A 17,294-nucleotide genomic window follows, 5' to 3' on the forward strand; every position below is an offset into this window, starting at 1 on the left:
CCTGGGAGGGGCACCATGAAGATCGAAGGGCGCGTCTTTCTCGTCACCGGCGGCGGCTCGGGCCTTGGCGCTGCGGTGGCGCGGATGGTGGTGGACAATGGCGGCCGCGTCGTCCTCGTCGACATCAACGCCGACGCTGGCGCCGCCATGGCCGCCGAACTCGGCGACGCCGCCCGCTTCCAGCGCGCCGACGTGAGCAGCGAGGCCGACGGCAAGGCGGCCGTGCAGCTCGCCCTCGACAGCTTCGGCCACGTTCACGGCCTCGTGAACTGCGCGGGCGTCGCTCCCGGCGAGAAGGTGATCGGACGCGAGGGCCCGCACCGGCTGGACAGCTTCGTGCGCGGCATCACCGTCAACCTCATCGGCACCTTCAACATGCTTCGGCTCGCGGCCGACGCCATGGTGAAGGAGCAGCCGGACGCGGACGGCGAACGCGGCGTCATCATCAACACGGCCTCCATCGCCGCCTTCGACGGGCAGATCGGGCAGGCCGCCTATGCCGCCTCCAAGGGCGGCGTCGCGGCCCTCACGCTGCCGGTGGCCCGCGAGCTTGCGCGCTTCGGCATCCGCGTCCTCACCATTGCGCCCGGCATCTTCGAGACGCCGATGATGGCCGGTCTGCCGCAGGATGTTCAGGACAGCCTCGGCAAGAGCGTTCCCTTCCCCTCGCGCCTCGGGCGGCCGTCCGAATACGCCGCGCTGGTCAAGCACATCTGCGAGAATTCCATGCTGAACGGCGAGGTCATCCGCCTCGACGGCGCGCTGCGCATGGCGCCGCGCTGACCCTGGCACTCTCCTCCCTCCTCCGGAGACAAGACCCATGACGGCTTCCGACCCCATCGTCATCGTCGGCACCGCCCGCACGCCCATGGGCGGTTTTCAGGGCGACCTCAAGGATGTCGCCGCAACCGCGCTCGGCTCTGCGGCCATCGGTGCCGCCCTCTCCCGCGCCGGCCTCGCGCCGGATCAGGTGGAGGAAGTGGTGTTCGGCTGCGTGCTGCCGGCGGGCCTCGGCCAGGCGCCGGCCCGGCAGGCGGCTCTGGGCGCGGGCCTTCCGCTCGCGACCGGCGCCACCACGGTCAACAAGATGTGCGGCTCCGGCATGAAGGCGGCCATGTTCGCCCATGACCTCCTCGCCGCTGGCTCCGCCTCCGTCGCCGTGGCGGGCGGCATGGAGAGCATGACCAATGCCCCCTACCTGCTGGACCGCGCCCGTGGCGGGTACCGCATGGGGCATGGACGGGTCATCGACCACATGTTCTTCGACGGGCTCGAGGACGCCTATGACAAGGGCCGCCTCATGGGCACCTTCGCGGAGGAGTGCGCGGAGGCCTATCAGTTCACCCGCGAGGCGCAGGACGCCTTCGCCATCGCCTCGCTCACCAAGGCGCAGAAGGCCATGGCCGATGGCGCCTTCGACAGGGAGATCACCCCCGTCACCGTGAAGGCCGGCAAGGCGGAGCGCGTGGTGGCGGCGGACGAGCAGCCGCCCAAGGCGAAGCTGGACAAGATCCCGACGCTGAAGCCCGCCTTCCGCGACGGCGGCACGGTGACGGCGGCGAACTCCTCCTCAATCTCCGATGGCGCGGCCGCGCTCGTGCTCATGCGCCGATCGGAGGCGGAAAAGCGCGGGCTCACCCCCCTCGCCGCCATCGTCGGCCATGCCACCCACGCGCAGGCGCCGAACCTGTTCACGACGGCCCCCATTGGCGCAGTGCAGAAGCTCGCCGGGAAGACCGGCTGGGACCTGAAGGACGTGGACCTGTTCGAGATCAACGAGGCGTTCGCCGTGGTGCCCATGGCCGCCATGCGCGATCTCGGCCTGCCGGAGGACAAGGTGAACGTCCATGGCGGCGCCTGTGCGCTGGGCCATCCCATCGGTGCCTCGGGCGCGCGGGTGATGGTGACGCTGCTGGCGGCACTGGAGCGCTACGATCTCAAGCGCGGCATCGCGTCCCTGTGCATCGGCGGCGGCGAGGCGACGGCGGTCGCCATCGAGCGGCTGAGCTGAGGCCGCGTCCACCGCTCGGCAGCAAGCAATAAGAACCGGAGGGAGCCCATGATCCTCACCGAGACCCAGGTCGCCATCCGCGACGCCGTGCGCGCCTTCGCCTCCGAGCGCCTCGCGCCCGGCGCCGCCGCGCGGGACAGGGAACACCGCTTCCCGGGAGATGAACTGAAGGAGCTGGGCGCTCTCGGCTTCCTCGGCATGCTGGTGCCGGAGGAGCTTGGCGGCTCGGCCACCGATCTCGTCTCCTACGCCCTCGCGCTGGAGGAGATCGCGGCGGCGGACGGCGCGTGCTCCACCATCGTCAGCGTGCATTCCTCGGTGGGCTGCATGCCCATCGTGAAGTTCGGCACAGATGCGCAGAAAGAGCGCTTCCTGCCCAAGCTCGCCTCCGGCGAATGGATCGGCGGCTTCGCCCTGACAGAGCCCCAGGCGGGATCGGACGCGGCGGCGCTGCGCACCCGAGCGCGGCGGGACGGCGACCATTACGTGCTCTCTGGCGCCAAGCAATTCATCACGTCCGGCAAGAACGGCAACCTCATCATCGTCTTCGCGGTCACCGATCCGGATGCGGGCAAGAAGGGTATCTCCGCCTTCATCGTTCCCACCGATACGCCCGGATACGAGGTCGTGCGGGTGGAGGAGAAGCTTGGCCAGCACTCGTCCGACACCTGCCAGCTCGCCTTCAACGATATGCGCCTGCCCGCGGACCTCAGGCTCGGCGCGGAGGGCGAGGGGCTGAAGATCGCCCTCGCCAACCTGGAGGGCGGGCGCATCGGCATCGCCTCCCAGTGCGTGGGCATGGCGCGCGCGGCGTTCGAGGCGGCTCGCGCCTATGCAAAGGAGCGCGTGACCTTCGGCAAGCCCATCATGGAGCATCAGGCGGTCGCCTTCCGCCTCGCCGACATGGCAACCCGCATCGAGGCGGCCCGCCTGATGGTGCTGCATGCCGCATCGCTGCGCGAGGCCGGCCTGCCCTGCCTTGCCGAAGCCTCCATGGCGAAGCTTTTCGCGTCCGAGATGGCCGAGCAGGTGTGCTCCGCCGCCATCCAGACCTTCGGCGGCTACGGCTATCTGGCGGACTTCCCCGTCGAGCGCATCTATCGCGACGTGCGTGTCTGCCAGATCTACGAGGGCACGAGCGACGTGCAGCGCATCGTCATCGCGCGGGGGCTGTGATGGTGGAGGCCCCCTCCCCGGCCCCGCGCGGTCCCCTCGCCGGCATCCGCGTGGTCGATCTCTCCCGGCTTGCCCCCGGCCCCTATTGCACCATGCTCCTCGCGGATTTCGGGGCGGAGGTGATCGTGGTGGGCGGCGGCCGGGCCGGCGTCGCCATTCCGGAATTCTCTCGCGGCAAGCGGCATATCTCTCTGGACCTGAAAGCCCCCGCCGGCCGGGCCGCGCTCCACGCTCTGGTGCAGACCGCCGACGTGCTGGTGGAGGGCTTCCGCCCCGGCGTCGCCGATCGCATCGGCGCCGGATACGAGACACTGGCGGCGCTCAATCCGCGCCTCGTCTATTGCTCGCTGACCGGCTTCGGGCAGGACGGCCCGCGCGCGCTGGAAGCGGGTCACGACATCACCTATCTCGCGCTCGCCGGGGTGCTCGGTTCCATGGGCCCGAAGGACGGACCGCCCGAGGCGCCGCTCAACCTTGTCGCCGATTTCGCCGGCGGCAGCCTGATCGCCGCCCTGGGCATCCTCGCCGCGGTGATCGAGGCGAAGACCACCGGACAGGGTCAGAAGATCGACGCCGCCATGGTGGATGGCGCGCTCTCCCTGATGGCCATGCACTGGCCGCTCTGGAAGACACCCCATTGGCCCGCGCGCGGCGACGGGCTGCTCGGCGGCGGCGCGCCTTTCTATCGCTCCTACCGCTGTGCGGACGGCGGGTTCATCGCGGTTGGCGCGCTGGAGCGGGGCTTCTTTGATGCACTGTGGCGGCGCCTCGCGCTAGGCGAACCGCCGGACCATATGCGGCGGGACCTGTGGCCTCACATCGAGCGCACGCTGGAAGCGACCTTCGCCGGCCAAACGCGCGACCACTGGACCGCCCTGTTCGCCGGTACGGACGCCTGTGTCGCGCCGGTTCTGGCGCCCGACGAGGTGTGGAGCGATCCCCACATTGCCGCCCGCCATCCCGACAGCGGGCCGAACCGGGTGCCTGCGGTGCCACGCCTCTCGCGCACGCCCGCGCAGGCCCACCCGCTCGATCTCGCCGATTGCACGACCGACGTGCTGCGCGAGGCCGGCCTCAGCGACGCGGACATCGCCGCCGCCGTCATGCCACCCGACACAGCCGGCCGCTCAGGCCTCGACTGGCCGCCGGAGCTGCGCTGAACGTCAGAAGGCGGGATCGGCAACCGCGGCCTTCGGCTTGTGGAGGCTCCGGCTGTCGTCCGGCGCCTCGTCGCGCTCGAACATGCCATAGTCGCGCACCACGGCGGCGACCCTCAGGCGATAGTCGCGGAACACGCCTGCCCGCCCCGCCGCCTGCGTCTTGCGATGGGAGGTGAGGTTGCGCCAGGCCTTCACCGCTTCCTCATCGCGCCAGAAGGAGAGCGAAAGCATCTTGCCAGGATTGGTGAGGCTCTCGAACCGCTCCACCGAGATGAAGCCGTCCATTTTCTCCAGCTCCAAGCGCAGGCGCGCGGCGAGATCGAGATAGGTGTCGCGCTGACCTTCAGCCGGCCACACCTCGAATATGATCGCGATCAAGACCCGACCCCCTGTCCGGTGTTCGACGAGACTAAACCTTGTCGCCGGGCCGGCGCTGCACCTCGGGGAAGACCCACATGGCGATGACCATGAAAACACCCAGGAAGGCGACCGCATATTTCGGTCCCTCCTGCCCAAGCGCGGACTGGAAGGCATAGCCCGCCGCCGCGACGGCGAGGACGATGAGGGAGAGGATGAGCTTGATGTGGGTGGGCATGGAATGTCCCCTCTTGAAGGCCGGACAAGGCCGGCGCTGAGCTTCAGATGAGCGCGGCGCCGCCGCCGGGAAGCGCGGCCCAGACGGCCAGCGCCGCGCCCTGGAGCGCCACCAGAGCGGCAAGGCCGCGCCGGCCGTCGCGGAAAGATGTGGGCAGCAGCTCGAACGGCGCCGGGGCGAACAGCAGGACGAGGCCGCCGACGACGATCAGGCTGGTGAGGCGCAGGTTCGCATAGCCGTAAGCCAGCGCCGCGGCGGCGAGCACGAGCCAGAGCAGACTGTTGACCAGGACGAGGGCGCGGCCCCCCGCCTGCCGCGCCCCCGCCGGCCGCGTGCTCGCCGGGAACATGCCGGAGAGCACGAGAAAGCCGAGGCACGCCGCCGTCCACAGACCGGTGAAGATCAACAGGCCGGCGACATTGGGTTCGATGGAGGCCATGGCCTCACTCCGCCGGGGCGACGTGGCCGGAAGGCGCCGTCTTGCCCTTCGGGGTGCGCGCGGTGCGGCGCATGTCGGTCTTCAGGTGGCGCGTGTCATAGCCGTTGAAGAGATGGCCGAAGAGCCCGCGATTGAGGTCCGACGTGCCGAACGCCCAGTCCATGATGGGGAAGGTCAGGTTCATGTTGCGCTCCATCATGAGCGACTGGTTGTGGTGCGCGGCGTGGTGGCGTCGGTTGGTGTTGATGAAGGGCACGTTCCGCACGAACCAGTTCTCGTCGATGTGCGTGGTGAAGTGCATGAATTCGTAGAGCAGATAGACCGAGGTCGTGGTGGTGATGAACAGCCAGCCCACATTCGGCGAGATCAGCCAGCCGAACACGATGGCGCCGGGAATGGACATGAGCGTGAAGGTCACCAGCGCATAGGGCGGGAAGAAGGTGACGCGCCAGTCGTGGTGACCGGCGAAGCGCATCTCCTCCTCGGTGAAGAACTGGTGATGCATGAGCGTGTGGCGGTTATAGACCGCGCGGAACAGCGGAAAGCTGGACGGCCGGTGCATCACATAGCGGTGCAGCCACCATTCGAAGAAATTACAGAACAGGAACACGACCGGAATGGTGAGCCACTCCCACCACCGGACATCGTGCATGTTCGAGATGTAGATGTAGAGCGCCGTAAAGCCGATCGCATAGATGATGGCGATGTGCAGCCAGCCGTTATACCAGCCGGTGACGCGCTCGCGATAGGTTGCGCGGTATTTGCGCTGGCGATCCGTCATGGGGCTCGAGGTGAGTTCCATCGCTCTCTCCCTTGCGCGCTGTCGGTGCGCGCCATTCTCTTGATTCCCCCGCGCTTGAACTGGAGTGCCACGGCTTGAGGGCCGGCACCCCTTGCGATGCCCCCGCCGGACGGCCGAGGGGCGCTTCGCGACAGCGCGTGAAGAACTAATATGTCAGTCACACATCATATGCAAGACGGAGAATCTCTCGCTCAAACCGCCTCGCCACGCGCCCGAACAGCCAAGCCGGAGGCATCAACACATTGATTTCATTGGCATCGATCCATCCATCTCCTTTTAAAATGATCCAGATCAAAAAAGCTTCTTGCAGACATTCTTTTGGCATATCTATGATATGTCAGTTCACAAAGGCGGGCATGAGACCCGCCTAGGGGAGGACGCCAATGAACATTTCTCGCCGCACATTGATGCGGGGGATCGGTGCTGCCGGTCTCGCCGCCGCCGCTCCGGGGGTTTTCTCCCCCGCCATCGCCCAGTCGAAGCCGGTGCGCATCGGCATTCTCGCGCCGCGCTCAGGCGCCATGGGCACGGTCGGCGAATGCGGCATCCGCGCGGTGCAGTGGGCGGCGGAGCGCATGAACAAGGACGGCGGCATCGCCGGCCGCCCCATCGAGCTGGTGTTCGAGGAGGAGACCTCGCCGAAGGACACCATCGAGCGCTTCCGCCGCCTCGCCCTGCAGGAAAAGGTGGACTGCGTCCAGGGCCTCATCTCCACCGGCGTGTCGCTCGGCGTCGCCCCGGTGGCGGAGGAGGAGCAGGCGCTGCTCATGATGTGGGACGGCACCACGCAGGACGGCGTGAAGGAGGCCATGCCCAAGTCGCGCTATGTCTTCCGCTCCACCGACAACGAATGCGAGGCGGTGATGGCCTCGCTTCTCGCCATCAAATACTTCAAGGGCAAGATCAAGCGGATCGCCGGCATCAATCCGGACTATTCCTACGGCCGCAACAACTGGGAGGCCTTCCGGCAGATCCTCGCGCGCGCCGGGGTCGAGGTGGAGGTGGTGGCCGAGCAGTGGCCCAAGGTCGGCACCATGGACCTCACCTCCCATGTCGCCGCGCTGAAGGCCGCCAAGCCGGACTTCATCTTCTCCTCCATGCTGTTCGCCGATCTGCCGGTGTTCATGAAGCAGGGCTCGGCCGCGGGCCTGTTCGAGGGCGTGAACCTCGCCCTTCCCGCCGCCGGCTGGCAGATCAACCAGCTGAAGAAGGAGTTCATGCCCGAGAACATCGTGTTCGGGCACAACACGCTCTACTTCGCGCTGCCGAACGCTTCCGCGCTGCAGAAGGCGTTCGTCGAAGACTATATGGGCCGCTACAAGGAAGCCCCGCACTGGGAGGCCGACCGGGCCTATTTCGCGCTCGCCGCCTACAAGGCCGGCGTTGAGGCCGCGGCCAAGGCCACCGGGCGCTGGCCGAAGCTCGATGAAATCATCGATTCGATCCCCAAGCAGAAGGTCGAGAGCCTCGGCGGTCCGGGCCAGTTCCGCACCGACAAGATCGCCGAGCAGACCTTCTACCAGGGCCTGTCCACCAACCAGAATTCCTACGACTTCCCGACGCTGAGGACGGTGGACAGCTTCACCGCCGACCAGCTCCAGAAGCCGCCGGGCGTGGACTTCTGGGAATGGCTCAAGACCTCCAAGCTTCCCGTCTGAGGAGCGCCGCGTGACCGTCTTTCTCGACGTCCTCCTCGGCGGCGTGTTTCACGCCGCCATTCTCTTCCTCGTCGCCGCCGGGCTCCAGCTGGTGTTCGGCGTGCAGAAGATCGTCAACCTCGCCTGCGGCTCGTTCTACGCGCTGGGCGCCTATTTCGGCATAACGGCCGTGGGCCTTGCCTCGGCCGTGGGCTTTCCGGCCTGGACCGTTCTCCCGGTGCTCATCCTCGCGGGGCTCCTCATCGGCCTTGTCGGCCTGCCGGTGGAACGCATCCTGCGCACCGTCTATCGCCGGGACGAGAGCTATCAGCTGCTCCTCACCTTCGGCCTGCTCCTGATGTTCCAGGACGTGTTCCGCTTCTTCTGGGGCGCGACGCCCCGGACGCTGGACAACGCCTATCTCGCCTACGGCACGGCCGAGTTCCTCGGCCTCAGGGTGCCCACCTACAATCTCCTCGTGATCGCCGCCTCCATCGCCATCGCGGTGGCGCTCGGCGCCTTCCTCCAGAAGACGCGCACGGGCCGCATCATCCGCGCCACGGCAGAGAACCGGGACATGACCGAGGGTCTCGGCGTGAATTCCTCCCGCGTCTTCGCCGCGGTGTTCACGGTGGGCTGCATGCTCGGCACCGTGGGCGGCGCGCTGGTGGTGCCGGCATCGGCCTCCTCGCTGGACATGGCGGTGGAGCTTGTGGTGGAAGCCTTCGCCGTGGTGGTCATCGGCGGCCTCGGCTCCATGCGCGGCGCGCTCGCCGGGGCGCTCATCGTCGGCCTGATCCGGGCAGCGGCCATCATGGTTCTGCCCGAGGCCGAGATTCTCTCCATCTATCTGGTCGTCATCGCCGTGCTCATCCTGCGGCCGGCCGGGCTCTTCGGAAAGGCAATGGCATGAGCACGCCCACCCTCGGCACCCCCACGGCCGCCCGCGCGGCCGCCGCGGCGGCCCCCGCCGCCGGCATGCGATGGCCCAGCGGCCTTGCTGCCTTCCTCGTGATCGTGGTGGCGATGGCGGGCCTGCCCCTCGTCGCCTCCACCTACATGCTCACCCTGATGGTGCCCTTCTTCGGTTTCGCCATCGCGCTGCTCGGCTTCAACCTCCTGTTCGGATACACGGGCCTTCTCTCCTTCGGCCATGCCATGTTCCTCGGCATCGGCGCCTATGCGGCGGCGGTGATGACCTCCAAGCTGGGCGTCCGCTCGCTGGAGCTGACTCTTCTCGTTGCGGTGGCGGCGGCGGTGGTCATCGCGGTGCCGGTGGGCTTCCTGTGCGTGCGCTACACGCGCATCTTCTTCGGCATGCTGACCCTCGCCTTCGGCATGCTGTTTCACTCCATCCTGTTCAAGTTCTACGGCCTCACCGGTGGCGATCAGGGCATGCGGGTGATGCGCCCGCTCCTGTTCGGCATGGAGTTCGAGGGCGGCAAGACGGCCTTCATCACCGGCCCGTTCTATTACTACGCCCTCGGCCTCCTCACGCTGCTCGGCTACGCCATGTGGCGGATCGTGCGTTCGCCCTTCGGGCTGCACCTCACGGCCATCCGCGAGAATGCGCAGAAGGCGGCCTATCTCGGCGTCACGGTCTCGCGGATGCGGCTCGCGGCCTATGTCATCTCAGGTGTCTACGGCGCCATCGGCGGGGTGATCCTGGCCGTCACCATCGGCCTCGCAGACCCAGAGATCGTCTATTGGACGCAGTCCGGCAACCTCGTCTTCATGGCGGTTCTGGGCGGCTCCAGCGCGTTTGCCGGTCCCGTGGTCGGCGGCCTCGCCTTTGTGCTGCTGCAGGACACGGTGATGTCCGCCACCCAGTACTGGCGGTTCGTGATGGGCGGAATTCTCGTGCTCATCGTCATCTTCTTCCCGCGAGGCATCGCCGGCCTGTTCGGCGACGCCTTCGCCCGCCTCAAGCGCGGGAGCTGACCCATGGCATCTCACGCCCTTCTCTCCGCCCACCAGGTCTCCAAGAGCTACGGCGACTTCCACGCGCTCCGGAATGTCTCGGTGCATGTGGACGACGGCGAGTTCATCTCGATCGTCGGCCCCAATGGGGCCGGCAAATCCACCCTCGTCAACGTGCTCACTGGCCTCCTGAAGCCCACAACCGGGCACGTCCATTTCCGCGGGCAGGACATCGCCGGCATCGGCCCGGTGGAGCTGTCCCGCCGCGGCATGGCGCGGGGGTTCCAGCTGGTGAACATCTTTCCCGCCCTCACCGTTCGCGAGACGCTGGGGGTCGCCGCCGCCTCCCGCCTCAGGCGCATCGGCAACCCCTTCCGCAGCCTCGGCGCTGACCGGGAGGTGCGTGACGCCGTGGAGGAGGTGGCCGACATCTTCAACCTGCGCCACCGTCTGGACCAGCAGGCGAGCGCCCTCTCCCAGGGCGAGAAAAAACTGCTGGACGTGGCGAGCGCCTTCGCCCTCAAGCCCGAACTGATCCTCATCGACGAGCCCACCTCCGGCGTCTCCACCGGCGACAAGCACGCCATCATGGAACTGCTGGTGGCTGCCTCGCGGAAGGCGGGCGTGCGCGGCATCATCCAGGTGGAGCACGACATGGATCTCGTCGCCCGCTACTCGGACCGCATTGTCGCGCTCCAGGCGGGCACGGTGCTGGCGGACGAAAAGCCGGAGACCTTCTTCAAGGATCCCGCCCTCATCGCTGCCGTGGTGGGCACGCGCCCGCCGAAGATGACCCAGAAGCCGGCCGTTCAGGAGATCCGCCCATGCTGAGCATTTCGGGCCTCAAGGTTGATATCGCCGGCAGCCGCATCCTGTCCGGCATCGACCTTGCCGTGGAGCCGGGCGAACTCGTCTGCCTCATCGGCCGCAACGGCGCGGGCAAGACCACCACGTTCCGCTCCATCATGGGCTATCGCAAGCCCGCCGCCGGCTCCATCCGCTTCGCGGGCAAGGAGCTGGTCGGCCGCGCGCCGCACGAGATCGCGCAGATGGGCGTGGGCTTCTCGCCGGAGGAATCGGAGGTCTATGCCGACCTCACCGTGGCGGAAAATCTGGAGCTGCCGACCTGGACGCGGCGCTCCAAGATGTCGGAGAAGGATCGCGTGGAGCGCTCCCTCACCGTCTTCCCGAAGCTGCGGCAGTATCTGCACCGGGGCGGCGCGCAGCTCTCGGGCGGCGAGCGCAAGATGGTCTCGGTGGCGCGCGCGCTCGCCCTCGATCCGAGCCTCCTCCTGCTGGACGAACCGTTCGAGGGTTTGTCCCCGGCGATCATCCCGGTGATCTCGGAAGGCATCGCCTCCATCCGCGCCATGGGGCAGGCGGTGCTGATGGCGGAATCCAACGTCCACCACCTGCCGGACTATGTGGATCGCCTCTACGTGCTTGAGCGCGGCGAGATGATCTTCTCCGGCACGCTGGCGGAGGCGCACCGCGACAAGGCGGTCATGCGCGTCATCGCCGGCGAGGTGGAGCTGGAGCACGCCTGAGCCATGCCCCTCACCTATCGTGCCGCGGTGCTTCACGCGCCGCAAACGCCGCTCGCCATCGAGACGGTGGCGGCGGCCCCGCTCGGCCCGTCGGACGTGCTCGTCCGCATCAAGGCGGCCGGGCTCTGCCACACTGATCTGGAGGTGATCGAGGGCGGGCTGGTCTATCCCATGCCCATCGTGCTCGGCCATGAGGCGGCGGGCATCGTGGAAGACGTCGGGCGTGAGGCCAAGGGCGTCCGCAAGGGCGACCATGTGGTGCTCTCCTGGAATCCCCATTGCGGCCACTGCTTCTATTGCGACCGCTCCCTGCCCATCCTGTGCGAGGGCTATCTCGCCGAAGGCCCGAAGGCGCGCGCCTTCGACGGCGCCGCCAAAGCGCGGCTCGCGGACGGGCGTGAGCTGGGCAACCTCATGTTTCTCGGCGCCTTCGGGGAATACTGCATCGTCGCCGACCAGCAGGCCGTTCCCGTGCCGAAGGATCTGCCGTTCGAGGAGGCCTGCCTCATCGGCTGCGGGATCATGACCGGCGTCGGCGCGGCGCTGAACGTCGCCCATATCGGGCCGGGCGACACAGCGCTTGTCATCGGCTGCGGTGCCGTGGGGCTGGCTGCCGTACAAGGTGCGAGGTTGGCAGGTGCTGAGACGATCCTTGCGGCAGATCTCGACGACGCCAAGCTCGCCCTCGCCCGCACCATGGGTGCCACCCACACGGTGAATGCCCGCACCGGCGACGTGGTGGAGGCCGCCCGCGCCCTCACGGGTGGTCGCGGGGCGGACGTGGTGCTGGAATCCGCCGGCAGCCCCATCGCCTTCCGCACGACGGTGGAGGCGGTGCGGCCGGGCGGCGAGGTGATCTGGCTGGGCAAGATCGACGTGACGAAGGACGTGTCGTTCCGCTGGGGTTCGCTGATGGCGGAAAAGCGCATCCGCCGCGTCTCCTACGGCGGCGCCCGGCCCGCCCGCGACTTCCCGTTCCTGGCGCGCGCCGCGCTCGCGGGCCGGCTGGATCTCAAGAGGCTCATCTCCCGCCGCATCGCGCTGGAGGAGATCAATGGGGGCTTCGCCGCGCTGAAAGCGGGCGAGACCATCCGCAGCGTGGTGCTGTTCTGAGGCGGGCGGCCGCCCCACCCCTTGAGACTCCCTCTCCCCTTGCGGGAGAGGGCTGGGGTGAGGGGTATCTCTCCCTTCGCCCCGATGCACGGAATGCGTCAGCACCACCCCTCACCCCCGGCCCCTCTCCCGCAAGGGGAGAGGGGAGCCCCCTCACGCATCCAGCGTCTTGCGGGCGAAGTCCTCGATGTAATCCACGAGGTTGGAGGCCGCCGTCTCGGCCCCCTTGCGGTCGCGGCGGGCCACCGCCTCGGCCACCTCGGCGTGCAGCCGGGCCGCGAGCGGCAGGTCCGCCACTTCCCTATAGTGCTGATACCAGAAGCGGCGCGACAGGGCGTTCATGAGGCCCATGGAGCGCACCGCGAACTCATTGCGCGAGGCCTGCGCCATGAGGAGATTGAAGCGCCGGTCGAGGCGCATGAAGGCGAGGTCGTCCTCCACTTCGGCCGCCTGCCGCATGGAGCCGGCGATCTCGGCGAAGGCGTCCCGTTCCTCGGACGTAGCGCGCTCGGCGGCGAGGCCCGCCATCAGCACCTCCAGCACCCGCCGCACCTCCAGCAGGCGGAGCTGGGTGCGCAGATTGATGTCCGATACGAGCACGCCGCGGCGCGGCAGCACCACCACCAGCCCATCCCGTGCAAGCCGTTGCAGTGCCTCACGGATGGGCGTTCGGCCGATCTTCAGGCGATCCGACAGGGTGAGTTCGGAAAGCACCGCGCCGGGGGGAAGCTGGAGGGTCGCGATCAATTCCTCAAGGATGCGATAGGCCCGGTCGGTGAGGCTTGCATCTTCCGCCGGCGCCTCCTCGCGACGAGACCGCCGGGCCGGGGCCCGGGGCTCCTTGCGGGTCTCGCGCAGCGGCTCGAGCAGGAGGTCCAGTCCCGCATCGGCGTCGCCCAGAGCCGCCTGCCGCTTCTGGCGCTTGACCGGCGCCCTGGACACCACCTTGGACACCGCCTTCGCCATGCCGCCCGCTCCTGTGCCGTCAATAAAAATGTGACGACGGATTCGCTCACCGCCGTCAAGCGTTGGGGCGTCCTTTGGCTCAGGCTGCGACGCGATGGATGGCGGCGGCGATGTCGTCGGAGGTCATCTCCCATTCGTTGGCGAAATTCGCCACCACGTCGCGCATGAACTGGTCATGCAGCGCATAGGCGCGCCTGTCGTCGCCGAGATGGTCGGCGAGAAGCGCAAGCGCGAGTTGCGCGGGGGCCTGCCCCTCATAGCTCCATTCGAAGCCGTCGCTGCTCAATTTGGCGATGTCGGTGCGCTGGGGCAGCGGCTTGCCGTCCACCGTCACCGCGATGCCGTCGATGGTGCGATCTCCCCGATAGGTCTTCATGCGTCCTGCCCTGCCTGTCATTGCCCGTCCAATTGGGATTGCACTGATATGTTACATGAGCAGCAGACGGCATTCAACGACCCTGCGACGCGAAAGCTGCACGCGCGGCGGCACGCACTGGGGTAAGGTCGGCGCTTTCAGACGGGGGATTGCGATGACGACGACGATCTATGGCATCAAGGCCTGCGACACCATGAAGAAGGCCCGATCCTGGCTGGACGATCAGGGCGTCGCCTATGCCTTCCACGACTACAAGTCGGCGGGCATTGATGCGAAGACTCTACAGGGATGGGCGAAGAAGGTCGGCTGGGAGAAGCTGCTCAACCGGGCCGGCACTACCTTCAGAAAGCTGCCGGATGCCGACAAGGCGGACATCGACGAGGCCAAGGCGCTGGCGCTGATGCTGGCGCATCCGTCCATGATCAAGCGCCCGGTGCTCGAGCACGGGCGCGACCTGATCGTCGGCTTCAAGCCGGAGGAGTATGCGGCGCACATAAAGTGACGCGCGGCGAGATGAGGCCGGTCGGCGCCGGCCTCCCGATCGCTCCCGCCCTCAGGATGCCTCTGCCGCCGGAGGCGTCTCCACCGGCGCATTCAGCGCATCGGCGAAGCTGGTGAAGAACTGGTCGGACAGCTTCTTCGCGGTCGCCTGCACGAGGCGTCCGCCGAGGGAGGCGAGCTTGCCGCCGATCTGCGCATCAGCGACGTAGGTGAGGATGGTGTCGGCGCCATCCTCCGCCAGCGACACCTTGGCCTCGCCCTTGGCGAAGCCGGCGATGCCCCCATTGCCCTGCCCGACGATGCGGCAGCCGGCGGGCGCCTCCATATCGGTCAGCTCCACCGAGCCGGAAAAGGTGGCGGATACCGGCCCCACCTTCACCTGCACCTTGGCGGCATAGGCATTGTCACCGGTCTGCTCCAGCTCCTTGCAGCCCGGGATGCAGCGCTTGAGCACCTCCGGATCGAGGATGGCTTTCCACACGGTCTCGCGCGGGGCGCTGATGCGATACTCGCCGGTCAGTTCCACGGGATGGTCCTCCCCTTGTTCTCGTTCGCGCGTGCCGGTCTGAGGCGGCGCCGCTCAGACCGCACAATAGCGGTCCTGGATGTCCTTGTCGGCGAGGAGTTCAGCAGCGCTCGACTGATGCACCAGCTCGCCCTGGTCGATGATGATGGCGCGGCTCGCCAGATTGAGCGCCCACTCGACGTTCTGCTCGACCAGCAGCAGGGTCGTGCCCTGATCCCTCAGGCGCCGGAAGAGCACGCCCATCTCCTCCACCAGAACCGGCATGATGCCTTCCGATGGCTCATCAAGCAGCACCATCTTTGGCTTCGAGATGATGGCGCGTGCGATGGCGAGCATCTGCTGCTCGCCGCCGGACATGGTGGTTCCCTGCTGCTCCAGCCGCTCCTTGAGGCGCGGAAAGCTCTTGGCGATCTCGTCGATCGCCTCCCGCTCATCCGTGCGGGCGGCGGCGACGAGGCCGAGTTGCAGGTTCTCCCGCACGCTGAGGCCGGGAACGATGCGCCGCTCCTCCGGCACATAGCCGAGGCCGAGGCGGAACCGGGCGTGGGCGCCGAGCGGGAGCAAGTCCGTGCCGTCGAACGTCACCCGCCCTTCCGCGCGCGGCATCAGCCCCATGATGGCGCGCAGGGTGGAGGTCTTGCCCGCGCCGTTGCGGCCGACGAGGGCAACGATCTCGCCCTGTTCGATCTTGAACGTCAGGTCGTGGACGACATGGCTCGGCCCGTACCAGGCGTTGAGCTTCTGGACCTCAAGCATAGCCATCGTTCTGCCCCAGATAGACGCGGCGGACTTCCGGATCGGCCTGCACGGCGGCCGGCGTGCCGTCGGCGATGAGCCGGCCGTGATGCAGCACGAGGATCCGGTCCGACAGGCCGAGGATCATCTTCATCTTGTGCTCGACGAGGAGAATGGTGCGGTCCGCCGCGAGGCGCTCGATGAGCGCCACCATGTCCTTGGTCTCTTCCGGGCCCATGCCGGCGGTCGGCTCGTCCAGCAGCAGCAGCTCGGGGTCCGCGACCAGCGCGATGGCGATCTCCAGCGCCCTCTGCTCGCCATGGGCGAGGTCGCGGGCGCGACGGGCGCGGCGATGGGTGAGGCCGACTTCGGCAAGGGCCGCATCCGCCTTCTGCACCAGCTCCGGGTAGCGGTCGCGATGGCTGAACACGTCATAGCGCGTCTTCAGCGCCTGCGCGGCCACCCGCACGTTCTCCTCTACCGACAACTCGGGGAAGAGGTTGGTGATCTGGTAGGAGCGCGCGATGCCGAGGTGGGCGAAGCGGTGCTGCTTCAGCCCTTTCAGCTCCTGTCCCTTGAAGCGGATGGAGCCCGTGGACGGCTGAAGCACGCCGGACAGCACATTGAAGAACGTGCTCTTGCCGGCACCGTTCGGGCCAATCACGGCCGTGACCTTGTTCCGCTCGAAGCTGGCCGAGATGCCGGCAAGGGCGACGAAGCCGCCGAAGGAGCGGCCCACGTCCGTCACTTCCATCAGCGCGCTCATGACGCCCTCCTGCGGCGCACGATCTGGATCAGGCTGCCCAGATGCCCTTGGGCAGGAACAGCACGAACAGGATGAAGACGATGCCGACGATGAGCTGCCAGTGGGAGGTCCACAGCGAGGCGACATCCTCGATCAGCAGGAACACCAGCGCCCCCACGAACGGCCCGAAGAAGGAGCCGGCGCCGCCCAGCATCGTCATCATCACCACGATGGACGAGGTGTGGACGCTCAAGGCATCGAGCGGCACGATGGAAAGGTGCAGCGCCGAGAGCGTGCCGGCGAGGCCGCACAGGCCGCCGGAGAGGACGAAGGACAGGAGCTTGGTGCGCTCCACATCGAAGCCGCAGGCGCGGGCGCGGGTCTCGTTCTCGCGCACCGCCTCGATGGCCGCGCCGAAGGGTGAGTTCAGCACCCGCGAGACGAACCACAGCGCCAGCGCGGCGAAGAACATGATGAAATAGTACTTCGCCAGCGGGTTCAGGAGGTTCACCGAGAAGCCGCCGATCAGGTCGGCCTTCGCCACGGTGAAGCCGCGCAGACCGTTCTCGCCGCCGGTCCAGCCGGAGGCCTGGAGCGCGACGTAATAGACGAGTTGCGCCAGCGCCAAGGTCACCATGCAGAAATAGATGCCGCGGGTGCGGATGGAGAGCGCGCCGATCACCGCCGAGAGCAGGCTCGCGCCGACGATGCCCGTGAGCATGGCGGGGAACCAGCCGAAGCCGAAATGCGCGATCGACATTCCGGTGAGATAGGCGCCCGCACCGAAAAAAGCCGCATGGCCGAACGAGAGCAGGCCCGTGTAGCCGAACAGCAGGTTGAAGCCCACGGTGAACAGGCCGTAGATCAGCACGTTCACCGCCAGCGCCTGGGAGGGCAGCACGAAGGGCAGCACCGCCAGCACGGCGATGGTGAGCGGCACGCGCCAGCGGTCCAGCGCGGCGCCGGCCTTCGGCAGCGTGCGCGGCGCCACGGCCTGCCCGGCGGCGAGGTCGGTTGTGGTCATGGGGTCGTCTCCGTTCACGCG

Annotated in this window: 21 protein-coding genes; 11 read left to right on the forward strand and 10 right to left on the reverse strand. The window is 67.8% G+C overall.

Annotation, left to right across the window (positions count from 1 at the left end; genetic code table 11):
• Positions 1 to 15 precede the first annotated feature (15 nt).
• From J2126_RS02015 to J2126_RS02030, 4 genes are read left to right on the forward strand one after another with little or no spacing between them, the layout of a single operon-like run.
• Positions 16 to 783, forward strand: coding sequence for a 3-hydroxyacyl-CoA dehydrogenase (locus J2126_RS02015; protein WP_209483487.1), 768 nt, complete (start codon positions 16 to 18; stop codon positions 781 to 783).
• Positions 784 to 820: 37 nt separating this feature from the next.
• Positions 821 to 2,011, forward strand: coding sequence for an acetyl-CoA C-acyltransferase (locus J2126_RS02020; RefSeq protein ID WP_209483489.1), 1,191 nt, complete (start codon positions 821 to 823; stop codon positions 2,009 to 2,011).
• 48 nt (positions 2,012 to 2,059) lie between these two features.
• Positions 2,060 to 3,187, forward strand: a complete 1,128-nt coding sequence (locus J2126_RS02025) for an acyl-CoA dehydrogenase family protein (protein ID WP_209483491.1) — start codon at positions 2,060 to 2,062, stop codon at positions 3,185 to 3,187.
• Positions 3,187 to 4,347, forward strand: a complete 1,161-nt coding sequence (locus J2126_RS02030; RefSeq protein ID WP_209483493.1) for a CaiB/BaiF CoA transferase family protein — start codon at positions 3,187 to 3,189, stop codon at positions 4,345 to 4,347. The genes J2126_RS02025 and J2126_RS02030 overlap by 1 nt, the downstream gene beginning before the upstream one ends.
• Positions 4,348 to 4,350: 3 nt before the next feature.
• Here the strand turns inward: J2126_RS02030 and J2126_RS02035 are convergent, their stop codons facing one another.
• The 4 genes from J2126_RS02035 to J2126_RS02050 are packed head-to-tail and all read right to left on the reverse strand — an operon-like array spanning position 4,351 to position 6,183.
• Entirely contained in the window at positions 4,351 to 4,725 is a 375-nt protein-coding gene (locus J2126_RS02035; protein WP_209483494.1) for an antibiotic biosynthesis monooxygenase family protein, read from the reverse strand.
• A 31-nt stretch (positions 4,726 to 4,756) separates the two neighbouring features.
• A complete protein-coding gene (locus J2126_RS02040; protein ID WP_209483496.1) occupies positions 4,757 to 4,942 on the reverse strand; it encodes a hypothetical protein in 186 nt (61 codons plus the stop codon).
• A gap of 43 nt (positions 4,943 to 4,985) precedes the next feature.
• A complete protein-coding gene (locus J2126_RS02045; RefSeq protein WP_209483498.1) occupies positions 4,986 to 5,381 on the reverse strand; it encodes a hypothetical protein in 396 nt (131 codons plus the stop codon).
• Between the two features lie 4 nt (positions 5,382 to 5,385).
• Positions 5,386 to 6,183: a sterol desaturase family protein gene (locus J2126_RS02050; protein WP_209483500.1), complete on the reverse strand. Its 798-nt coding sequence runs from the start codon at positions 6,181 to 6,183 to the stop codon at positions 5,386 to 5,388.
• Between the two features lie 383 nt (positions 6,184 to 6,566).
• On the opposite strand from J2126_RS02050, the gene J2126_RS02055 reads away from it, so the two are divergent.
• Genes J2126_RS02055 through J2126_RS02080 form a run of 6 tightly spaced genes read left to right on the forward strand, consistent with a single transcriptional unit; the run spans position 6,567 to position 12,400 of the window.
• Complete coding sequence (locus tag J2126_RS02055) at positions 6,567 to 7,841, forward strand: ABC transporter substrate-binding protein (RefSeq protein WP_209483502.1); 1,275 nt, start codon at positions 6,567 to 6,569, stop codon at positions 7,839 to 7,841.
• A gap of 10 nt (positions 7,842 to 7,851) precedes the next feature.
• On the forward strand, positions 7,852 to 8,733 hold the full coding sequence (locus J2126_RS02060; protein ID WP_209483504.1) for a branched-chain amino acid ABC transporter permease: 882 nt from the start codon (positions 7,852 to 7,854) through the stop codon (positions 8,731 to 8,733).
• On the forward strand, positions 8,730 to 9,761 hold the full coding sequence (locus J2126_RS02065) for a branched-chain amino acid ABC transporter permease (protein ID WP_245327180.1): 1,032 nt from the start codon (positions 8,730 to 8,732) through the stop codon (positions 9,759 to 9,761). The genes J2126_RS02060 and J2126_RS02065 overlap by 4 nt, the downstream gene beginning before the upstream one ends.
• A 3-nt stretch (positions 9,762 to 9,764) precedes the next feature.
• Complete coding sequence (locus J2126_RS02070; RefSeq protein ID WP_209483506.1) at positions 9,765 to 10,571, forward strand: ABC transporter ATP-binding protein; 807 nt, start codon at positions 9,765 to 9,767, stop codon at positions 10,569 to 10,571.
• The gene (locus J2126_RS02075; RefSeq protein WP_209483508.1) at positions 10,565 to 11,287 is read left to right on the forward strand and encodes an ABC transporter ATP-binding protein; all 723 of its coding nucleotides are present in this window, start codon (positions 10,565 to 10,567) and stop codon (positions 11,285 to 11,287) included. The genes J2126_RS02070 and J2126_RS02075 overlap by 7 nt, the downstream gene beginning before the upstream one ends.
• Before the next feature lie 3 nt (positions 11,288 to 11,290).
• A complete protein-coding gene (locus tag J2126_RS02080; protein ID WP_209483510.1) occupies positions 11,291 to 12,400 on the forward strand; it encodes a zinc-binding dehydrogenase in 1,110 nt (369 codons plus the stop codon).
• Positions 12,401 to 12,553: 153 nt separating this feature from the next.
• Here J2126_RS02080 and J2126_RS02085 read toward each other — a convergent pair whose 3' ends face one another.
• A complete protein-coding gene (locus J2126_RS02085) occupies positions 12,554 to 13,366 on the reverse strand; it encodes a GntR family transcriptional regulator (protein ID WP_209483511.1) in 813 nt (270 codons plus the stop codon).
• Positions 13,367 to 13,445: 79 nt separating this feature from the next.
• Entirely contained in the window at positions 13,446 to 13,742 is a 297-nt protein-coding gene (locus J2126_RS02090) for a DUF6166 domain-containing protein (protein ID WP_209483513.1), read from the reverse strand.
• A gap of 154 nt (positions 13,743 to 13,896) precedes the next feature.
• On the opposite strand from J2126_RS02090, the gene J2126_RS02095 reads away from it, so the two are divergent.
• Entirely contained in the window at positions 13,897 to 14,244 is a 348-nt protein-coding gene (locus J2126_RS02095) for an ArsC family reductase (RefSeq protein WP_209483515.1), read from the forward strand.
• A 51-nt stretch (positions 14,245 to 14,295) separates the two neighbouring features.
• On the opposite strand, the gene J2126_RS02100 is transcribed toward J2126_RS02095, so the two are convergent.
• The 4 genes from J2126_RS02100 to J2126_RS02115 are packed head-to-tail and all read right to left on the reverse strand — an operon-like array spanning position 14,296 to position 17,273.
• Positions 14,296 to 14,769 (reverse strand): CoxG family protein, encoded by a 474-nt coding sequence (locus J2126_RS02100; RefSeq protein ID WP_209483517.1) that lies wholly within the window; start codon positions 14,767 to 14,769, stop codon positions 14,296 to 14,298.
• 54 nt (positions 14,770 to 14,823) lie between these two features.
• Positions 14,824 to 15,525 (reverse strand): ABC transporter ATP-binding protein, encoded by a 702-nt coding sequence (locus J2126_RS02105; RefSeq protein WP_209489759.1) that lies wholly within the window; start codon positions 15,523 to 15,525, stop codon positions 14,824 to 14,826.
• Positions 15,518 to 16,270, reverse strand: a complete 753-nt coding sequence (locus tag J2126_RS02110) for an ABC transporter ATP-binding protein (protein ID WP_209483519.1) — start codon at positions 16,268 to 16,270, stop codon at positions 15,518 to 15,520. Before J2126_RS02110 ends, J2126_RS02105 begins: the two co-directional genes overlap by 8 nt.
• Before the next feature lie 28 nt (positions 16,271 to 16,298).
• A complete protein-coding gene (locus tag J2126_RS02115; protein WP_209483521.1) occupies positions 16,299 to 17,273 on the reverse strand; it encodes a branched-chain amino acid ABC transporter permease in 975 nt (324 codons plus the stop codon).
• Positions 17,274 to 17,294 lie beyond the last annotated feature (21 nt).

Source organism: Xanthobacter flavus (genome assembly GCF_017875275.1).
GTDB classification, from domain to species: Bacteria; Pseudomonadota; Alphaproteobacteria; order Rhizobiales; family Xanthobacteraceae; genus Xanthobacter; species Xanthobacter flavus_A.